At 32.2% G+C, this 5,071-nt stretch carries 5 protein-coding genes; all 5 read left to right on the forward strand.

Annotated features, from left to right (window positions below; all coding sequences use genetic code 11):
* Positions 1–877: carbohydrate ABC transporter permease (locus PKN74_RS07815; RefSeq protein WP_472310226.1), on the forward strand; the 877-nt coding region annotated here is incomplete at its 5' end.
* 20 nt (positions 878–897) lie between these two features.
* Entirely contained in the window at positions 898–1,755 is an 858-nt protein-coding gene (locus PKN74_RS07820) for a carbohydrate ABC transporter permease (RefSeq protein ID WP_472310228.1), read from the forward strand.
* Positions 1,756–1,786: 31 nt separating this feature from the next.
* A complete protein-coding gene (locus PKN74_RS07825; RefSeq protein ID WP_472310230.1) occupies positions 1,787–3,208 on the forward strand; it encodes a phosphoglucomutase/phosphomannomutase family protein in 1,422 nt (473 codons plus the stop codon).
* Between the two features lie 499 nt (positions 3,209–3,707).
* Positions 3,708–4,499 (forward strand): electron transfer flavoprotein subunit beta/FixA family protein, encoded by a 792-nt coding sequence (locus PKN74_RS07830; protein ID WP_472310232.1) that lies wholly within the window; start codon positions 3,708–3,710, stop codon positions 4,497–4,499.
* The coding region (locus tag PKN74_RS07835) for an electron transfer flavoprotein subunit alpha/FixB family protein (RefSeq protein ID WP_472310234.1) at positions 4,496–5,071 on the forward strand (576 nt) is incomplete at its 3' end. The genes PKN74_RS07830 and PKN74_RS07835, both read left to right, overlap by 4 nt.

The raw sequence follows: 5,071 nt of genomic DNA on the forward strand, positions 1-5,071 counted from the left end.
GAAAAAAGCAAGATGGGGTTTCATTTTTACAATACCCGCTATTATTTTTTTCTCAGTTTTTAGTTTTTATCCAATTATAAATGCATTTATAACAAGTTTTTATAAGAAAGATCTATTATCTTTATCGAAACCAAAATTTATAGGACTAGGAAACTATAAATATTTAATACATTCCGAATCTTTTTGGAATTCAGTGAAAGCTACGACTATCTTTACTGTAGGAACTTTTATTCCTTTAGTTATTATAAGTTTAATATTAGCTGTATTTATTTCTTCTAGAAAAAGATTTCAGAAATTTTTTCAAATGTCTTATTATTCTCCTGCTTTACTATCTTCAGTGGTTGCTGCAACTATATGGCTTTTAATGTTTGATCCAAGGGGACTAGCAAATCAATTTCTTAATTTTATTTTGAATACACCGGGAAAAGATTATAAATGGTTGACAAGTTCTGGAATGTTAAGGTTGGCCACTATAATAGTATATTTTTGGAAGTATATCGGTTATTTCACAGTAATTTTTGTTACTGGAATTGCAAGTATTCCTCAATCAATTAATGAGGCAGCAAGAATAGATGGTGCAAACAGATGGCAAGTTTTTAGTCGTATAACTCTTCCCCTTATAAAACCTACAACGCTTTTAGTTTCAGTGATGGCGATGACTCAGTGTTTAAAAACATTCAGTACACAATACCTTTTTACACAGTCGGGAGCTCCTTTAAAACCAATTGATGTAATTACTCTCAATATTTACAATACAGCCATTAGAGATCATCAAATTGGTCGTGCTAGTGCCATGAGCATAATATTATTTGTAATAATAATGGTCTTAACCCTTATTCAATTTAGAGTTTCAAAAGCTGAGGAAGTTCAGTACTAAGAATAAATTGAGGTGATATCATGCCAAAACAAAAAAGTTATTTTTTTTCAACTGTAGCTGACATATTAATTTGGATATTTCTTACAGTTTTTGCAATTATAGTTTTAGTACCCCTTGTTTTTATGTTTACAGCCTCTTTTATGCCAGCAAAGGATATCATGTCCATCCCCTATCCTTGGATCCCAAAAACTTTTTATATAAAGAATTATTGGCAAGCATTAAGAGGGAATGACGGAAGTTTTATTTATGTTCGAAATATTTTAAATTCTTTTTTAGTTGCAAGTGTGACTTCAATAGGGACTATCTTGTTGTGTTCGATCACTGGATATGGCTTGGCAAAGTTTCAATATAAGGGAAGAAATTTTATTTTAATGATGATATTAAGCACAATGATGATTCCATTTGAAGCAATAATGATACCTCTTTATCTAATTGTAACTAATTTAGGATGGCAAGATACTTATTGGGCTTTGATAGTACCTTTCTTGATGAGCGCTTTTGGCGTTTTTTTGATGAGACAATTTTTACTTACTTTTCCAGATGAGTTAATAGATGCAGCTAGAATAGATGGCGCCTCTGAAATAGGTATATTTTTTAGAGTAGTTTTACCTAACAGTGTACCTCCAATGGCTACATTAGCTATTTTAACTTTTAGGTCACAATGGGATAGTTTATTATGGCCACTTCTTGTCATTCAGTCTCCAAAAATGAAAACAATTCCACTATATATAGTGCAATTTGCTGAGGAAAAGTTTACCAACGAGGGAGCACTAATGGCAGCGGCTGTAATAGCAAGTATTCCGATGTTAATTCTATTTTTATCATTAACTAAGTATTTTATAGGTGGATCAAATGTATATACTGGAGGTAAAGAGTAAATAAATAGAACACTCAAAGGAAGGAAAAAATATGATTAAATTTGGAACAGGTGGTTGGAGAGCAATAATAGGAGAAGAATTTATAAAGGAAAATGTACTTTTATTGGCTCAAGGATTGACGGATTTAATGTTAGAAGAAAAAGTAGATAAAGAGGGTTTCGTAATTGGATATGATAGGAGATTTTTATCAGACAAAGCTGCTCGATGGATAGCTGAAGTTCTTGCAGCCAATAATATTAAGGTGTATTTTATTGAACAGTACGTTCCTACACCTATGGTCATGTTTGCGGTAAATCAATATAAAACTTATTATGGTGCGGCCGTTACTGCTAGTCATAATCCTTATGACTATAATGGTGTTAAGATAATAACTTACGGAGGTCGAGATGCTAGTGAAAGTGTGACACAGAAAATTGAAGAAAAGATAAATTCATTAAGGAAAGAGCAAATAAAACATTTAGATTTTGAAAAAGGTATTGAATATGGATTAATTGAAAACATTGATCCCTTTAATAATTATATTGATGATATTATTTCAAAAATAGAGTTAGATCCTATTAAAAAGAAAAGATTAAAAATCCTCTTTGATCCAATGTTCGGAGCTTCGACGATAACTTTAAATACAGTCTTCAACATATTGCGTTGTCAAGTTGAACTCATAAACGCTAGACATGATCCTCTCTTTGGGGGAAGAATTCCTTCCCCTAGCTTATTAACATTGAAAACACTTATGAATTTAGTTCCTGAGAAAGGGTATGATTTGGGATTAGGAACTGATGGAGACGGAGACAGATTAGGAATAATCGATGAAAAAGGTGATTTTGTTCATCCAAATGAAACTTTATGTCTTTTGTATTATTACTTTTTAGAATATAAACAAATGGAAGGTGCAATAGTAAGAAATATGACTACAACACATTTATTGGATAGAATAGCTAAATTCTATGGACAAGATTGTTATGAAGTTCCTGTCGGTTTTAAACATATAAGTCAAAAAATGGAGGAAACAAATGCTCTTATGGGCGGAGAAAGCAGTGGTGGAATTGCTTTTAGAGGACATTTAAAAGGAAAAGATGCCACTGTGATAGCATGTTATGTTATTGAAATGATTTGCAATACGGACAAAATGATAGGTGATTTACGTACAGAATTACATTCTAAATTTGGCTATCTTTATTATGAAGAATTTAATATCCCTTTAACTTATGAAGGTAAGTCCACTTTAACAAAAATACTATTTCAAAAAAAGAAACTTCCTTCTTTTGATTTCGAAATTACACAAATAAGATATTTAGACGGGGTAAAAATTTACTTTGAAAATGGTGGGTGGGCTGTGTTTAGATTTTCCGGAACCGAACCTCTTCTAAGACTTTCAACAGAAATGCCTTCTAAGAATGAAGTTTCATCGGTACTAACGACGATGAAAGATTTTATTATTGAGCTTTTAAATTAATAAATCAAAACTAAGCTTTAAATGAATTATTTTTCTATGTTATCTTTCCTTTACTATACTATCGTTACATTGGTAATAACAATATATCCAATTCAAATATCCTTATTTTGAGCTAATTTTCTTTAATATAGGTGATTATTCTTCTTTATCTATATTTTCCTTTGTTTTTCTAATTTGATTTTAATGAAAACTTTATGAGATAATTTGAAGTAGTAATAATATTGTTATTACTTTAAAGCATTGATGAATAATAAAATTACAGATTAAGAAAGAAATATTTTAGATTAAAAACTAAAACGGATAACAAGGAAGGACACTCCTATTAGATCTTGTATTAAAGCTTAAATAAGGGGTTACAATTCCGTTGAGATGGGCTTTTGAAGTAAGTAAGTCTATAAAAAGAAAATAGACTTTTTAATTAACACTCATAACATTCTTAGAGTTTGAAAGCTATTAATAATATATGGACAATATTATTTAAACAAAGGAGAGTTTGTGAATGAACATAGCAGTTTTAGTAAAACAAGTGCCATCTACAGATAACGTCAAGATAGATGAAAACACAGGAACTATGATAAGAAGCGAGTTAGAATCAGAGATGAATCCTTTAGACATGTATGCAGTAGAAGAAGCAGTAAGGATAAAGGAACGATCTTCAAACACAAAAATCACAGTAATATCGATGGGTCCGTTATCTGCGGAATATGCGATAAAAGAAGCGATCTCGATGGGATGTGACGAAGGGGTATTACTAACAGACAGGAAGTATGCAGGTGCAGACACACTGGCTACTGCGTACACTCTAACTCAGTTTTTGAAAGGTAAAGAATTAGATCTAATCTTTGCTGGAGAAAGGGCGACAGATGGAGAAACAGGTCAAGTAGGTCCGATGGTAGCAACACTACTTGAAATACCAGTATTAACCTATGTAAACAAGATAATAGAAATAACGAAAGACGATATAACAGTACAAAGAGCGATAGAGGGAGGAAATGAAATAATTCGAACAACACTTCCGGTACTAATAACGGTAGTAAAAGAAATAAACGAACCCAGACTACCAAATTTAGAAAACAAACTAAGGGCAAAGAAAAGCAAAATAGACATAATAACCAACGAAGACTTAAAGGTAGAAGAAGACAAAATAGGATTAAAAGGATCACCTACAAGAGTAGTAAAAGTATTCTATCCAAAGATATCAAGACAAGGAGAAAAAATAGCAGTGAAAACACCACAAGAGGCTGTAGCGAAGATAAATGACTTCATAAAAGAAAAAGGTGTGATTTCATGAAACAAGAACACACAGGAGTATGGACGATATCAGAGATTGAAGATGGAACCATAAACCCAGTATCCTATGAACTACTAGCATGGGGAAAAGGACTAGCAGAAACCTTAAAAGTTGAATTAACAAGTATAGTACTAACAAACAAAATAAAAGACATAGAAAGCCTGATACACTATGGAGCAGACAAAGTCTACTATGTAGAAAATGAGAAGCTAGAGCATTTCTACCCAGACACATACACAAAGATACTCCACCAACTTGTAGAAGAAATGAAGCCAGAAATAATACTCGCATCAGCTACAACTAAAGGAAGGACACTGATGCCATGTCTAGCGGCAAGATTAAGGACAGGACTAACAGCTGATTGTACAGACTTTGAAATAGAAGAAGAAACAAGGTCACTGATACAAATAAGGCCAGCAATAGGTGGAAATGTAATGGCAAAAATAAAAACAATGACAAGGCCTCAAATGGCGACAGTAAGGCCGAAATCCAAACAGCCATTACCAAAAGACGAAACCAGAAGAGGAGAAATAATAAAAAAAGAGTTTAATGAAGAAATGTACCAAAGCAGA

The sequence above is a fragment of the Defluviitoga sp. genome (assembly GCF_035349255.1).
In the GTDB taxonomy this organism is placed as follows: domain Bacteria; phylum Thermotogota; class Thermotogae; order Petrotogales; family Petrotogaceae; genus Defluviitoga.

Bases quoted from the DNA above. Each gene is read 5' to 3' on its own strand.
- PKN74_RS07820 (WP_472310228.1), top strand. From the start codon at position 898: ATGCCAAAACAAAAAAGTTATTTTTTTTCAACTGTAGCTGACATATTA.
- PKN74_RS07825 (WP_472310230.1), top strand. From the start codon at position 1,787: ATGATTAAATTTGGAACAGGTGGTTGGAGAGCAATAATAGGAGAAGAA.
- PKN74_RS07830 (WP_472310232.1), top strand. From the start codon at position 3,708: ATGAACATAGCAGTTTTAGTAAAACAAGTGCCATCTACAGATAACGTC.